Origin of the sequence: Paenibacillus ehimensis NBRC 15659 (genome assembly GCF_004000785.1) — a bacterium.
GTDB lineage: Bacteria > Bacillota > Bacilli > Paenibacillales > NBRC-103111 > Paenibacillus_G > Paenibacillus_G ehimensis.
On record NZ_BILX01000157.1, the window covers coordinates 1 to 3,651 of the forward strand.

Genomic DNA, 3,651 nt, shown 5'->3' on the forward strand with positions numbered 1-3,651 from the left:
AAGCGATCCGCTTCCCGCACAAAACGGATTCGTTCCGGACATGGGCGGAGCAGCTGGCGCTCTATGCGAACGGACCGGCGATGGAACGCGAACGGGCGTATTGGCAGCAAATCGAACGGGCCGGCTATCGTCCGCTGCCGAAAGATGTTGTCGGCGCGCCGTCGCTCAACCGGGACAGCGAGACCGTTACGGCCGCCTGGACGCCGCAGGAGACGGAGCTGCTCCTGAAGAAGGCCCACCGCGCCTACGGCACGGAAATGAACGATCTGCTGCTGACGGCGCTCGGCATGGCCGTACACGAATGGAGCGGCATCGAGCAGGTGCTGGTAAATCTGGAAGGCCACGGCCGCGAGGCGATTCTTCCCGAGCTCGACATCACGCGCACCGTGGGCTGGTTTACAAGCCAGTTCCCGGTCGTGCTTGACATGGGTCAAGGCAAGGACGTGTCCCAGCGGATCAAGCGGGTGAAGGAAGGGCTGCACCGCATCCCGCAAAAAGGGATCGGCTACGGCATCCTGAGATACTTGTCGGCGCGGAAGGAAGACGACGTTTTCGTCACCGAGCCGGAAATTAGCTTCAACTATTTGGGGCAGTTCGATCAGGACGTGCAAAGCAGCGCCATCGGGATATCGCCTTATCCGGCGGGCGCGGAGCTCAGCCAAAACGCGGTCAAGCAGTACGCGCTGGACATCAACGGTCTCGTTTCGGAAGGCGCGCTTCAGTTGACGATTCGCTACAGCGGCAAGGAGTACCGCCGGGAAACGATGGAGCGGCTGGCCGGGCTGTTGGAGGAAAGCTTGCGGACCGTCATCGCCCACTGCGTGGCGAAAGAACGGCCGGAGCTGACGCCAAGCGACGTCCTGCTCAGCGGATTGACCATCGAGGAGCTGGAGCAGCTCGCGGAACGCACCCAAGCGATCGGGGAGCTGGAGAACGTCTATGCGCTCACGCCGATGCAAAAAGGCATGCTGTTCCACAGCCTGCTGGACGCGCAGTCGGGAGCTTACTTCGAGCAAACGACGTTCGAGCTGCGGGGCCGCTTGGATGTCCGGGTCTTCGAGGATAGCTTGAATGTGCTGCTGCAAAGACATGAAATTTTCCGGACGAACTTCATCGTCGGGTGGAAGGACCAGCCGGTGCAGGTCGTCTTCCGCAGCAAAGACAACGGGTTCGCCTACATGGATCTGCGCGACATGAACGAAACCGAACGCGCCGTTTACCTGGATACGTTTATTCGCGAGGACCGGGTCAGAGGCTTCGATCTGGAAAAAGATCCGCTGATGCGCGTGTCGGTTCTGCGTACGGGCGAAGAAACGTACCGGTTCGTGTGGAGCTCCCACCATATTTTGATGGACGGCTGGTGCGTGGCGCTGATGACCGGCGAAGTATTCGAAAGCTACTTTGCGCTCATGCAGCACAAGCAGCCTGAGCTGGCTCCGGTTACGCCGTACAGCCAATATATCGAATGGCTGGAAGCGCAGGATGCGGAAGAAGCCGCGCGTTATTGGAGCGGGTACCTGGCCGGCTACGAGCAGCAAACGCTGCTGCCGACCGGCAAGCCGCAGGTCAAGGCGGAAGGGCAGCGGTTCGAGACGCTGTTCTGCGACCTCGGCAAGCCGTTAACCGGCAGGATCGACCAACTCGCCAAGCAGCACCGGGTAACGCTCCATACACTGCTGCAAACCGTTTGGGGACTGCTGCTTCATAAATACAACGGCAGCCAGGATGCCGTGTTCGGCAGCGTCGTATCGGGGCGCCCGGCGGAAATTCCGGGCATCGAGAACATGATCGGCTTGTTCATCAATACGATTCCGGTGCGCGTCCGCTGCGAGGCGGAGGAGCGCTTTGCGGATGTCATGCGAAGAGGTCAGGAGCAGGCGCTTGCTTCCCAAGCTTACGAAACGTACCCGCTCTATGAGATTCAGGCGCTGACGGACCAGAAGCAGGACCTCGTCAACCATATTATGGTCTTCGAAAACTATCCCGTGGAAGAACGGGTCGAGCAACTCGGAAGCGCCGAGCGCGACCAATTCGAGATCGTCGACGCGCAAATGGTCGAGCAGACGAACTATGACTTCAACCTGCTGGTCATGCCGGGCGAAGCGGTCAAGCTTCGTTTCGAGTACAATGCGCTCACGTACGACCGGGCGAGCATTGAACGAATACAGCACCATTTCATCTATTTGCTGGAGCAAATCGCGGCCAATCCGCAAATCCGAGTCAGCGACCTGGAAGTGGTGACGCCGCAGGAAAAAGCGCAGATCATCGAAGTGTTCAACGCAACGGCGGCGGACTATCCGCGGGACCAGACGATTCACGGCTTGATCGAAGCGCAGGCGGAGCGTACGCCGGACCAGACGGCCGTCTACTTCGAGGGCGAACGGCTGACGTATCGCGAGCTGAACGAGCGGGCGAACCGGCTGGCGCGTACGCTGCGTGCCCGCGGGGTGACGAAGGACCGTCTCGTCGGGCTCATGACCGAACGGTCGCTGGACCTGATCGTCGGCATCGTCGGCGTCCTGAAAGCCGGAGGCGCCTATGTGCCGATCGATCCGGAATATCCGGAGGAGCGCATCCGCTATATGCTGGACGATTCGGGCGCAGAGCTGCTGCTTCTGCAAAGCGGACTTCGGGATCGCGTCGCGTTCGCGGGGACCGTCGTGGAGCTGGATGCGGCGGAAGCATACGGCGAAGACGGCTCGAATTTGACGTCGGTGTCGGGGCCGGATGATTTGGCTTATGTCATCTATACGTCGGGAACGACAGGCAAGCCGAAAGGAGTTATGGTCGAGCATCATGGTTTGTGCAACCTCAAAACGTACTTCGACCATACGCTGCATATCGGGCCGAACGACAAAGTCGTGCAGTTCGCGAGCTATTCGTTCGACGCGGCTTGCTGGGAGTTTTTCCAAGCGCTGTTCTGCGGAGCGACATTGTATATCCCGACGTCGCACACGATCCTGAATTACGAGTGGTTTGAGAAGTATATGGCCGAGCACGGCATCACCATCGCAGCGCTGCCGCCGACCTATGCGGTCTATCTGGAACCCGACCATATGCCGGACCTGCGCATTCTGTTCACGGCCGGTTCCGCTTCTTCGGCGGAATTGGTGCAAAAATGGAAGGACCGGGTGATGTACTACAATGGATACGGCCCGACGGAAAACTCCGTGGCGACGTCCATCTGGCCGGTTTCGACGGACCCGATGGCGGACGTGACGATCTCGATCGGACGTCCGGTTCCGAACCACCGTGTCTACATGGTGGATCCGCACGCTCATTTGCTGCCGGTTGGCGTGGCCGGAGAGCTGTGCGTCGCGGGAGCGGGTCTTGCCCGCGGCTACCTGCACCGGCCGGAGCTGACGGCGGAGAAGTTCGTCATGAGCCGGTTCATGGAAGGCGAGCGGATGTACCGGACCGGAGACCTGGCGCGGTGGATGCCGGACGGCAACATTGAATATTTGGGCCGGATCGACCATCAAGTCAAAATCCGCGGCTACCGGATCGAGCTGGGCGAGGTAGAGGCGCAGATTTTGAAGGCTGCATCCGCCGTTCAAGAAACGATCGTCATCGCACGTGAGGACGCATCCGGGCAAAACCAGCTCTGCGCGTACTTCGTGGCGGACCGCGAGGTGGCGGTGAGCGAGCTGC

1 protein-coding gene is annotated in these 3,651 nt (G+C 60.3%); it reads left to right on the forward strand.

Features of this window, described 5'->3' with window-relative positions:
- Nucleotides 1–3,651, forward strand: a 3,651-nt coding sequence (locus tag PEH01S_RS33965; RefSeq protein ID WP_127490430.1) for an amino acid adenylation domain-containing protein, incomplete at both ends; no start/stop codon positions are given.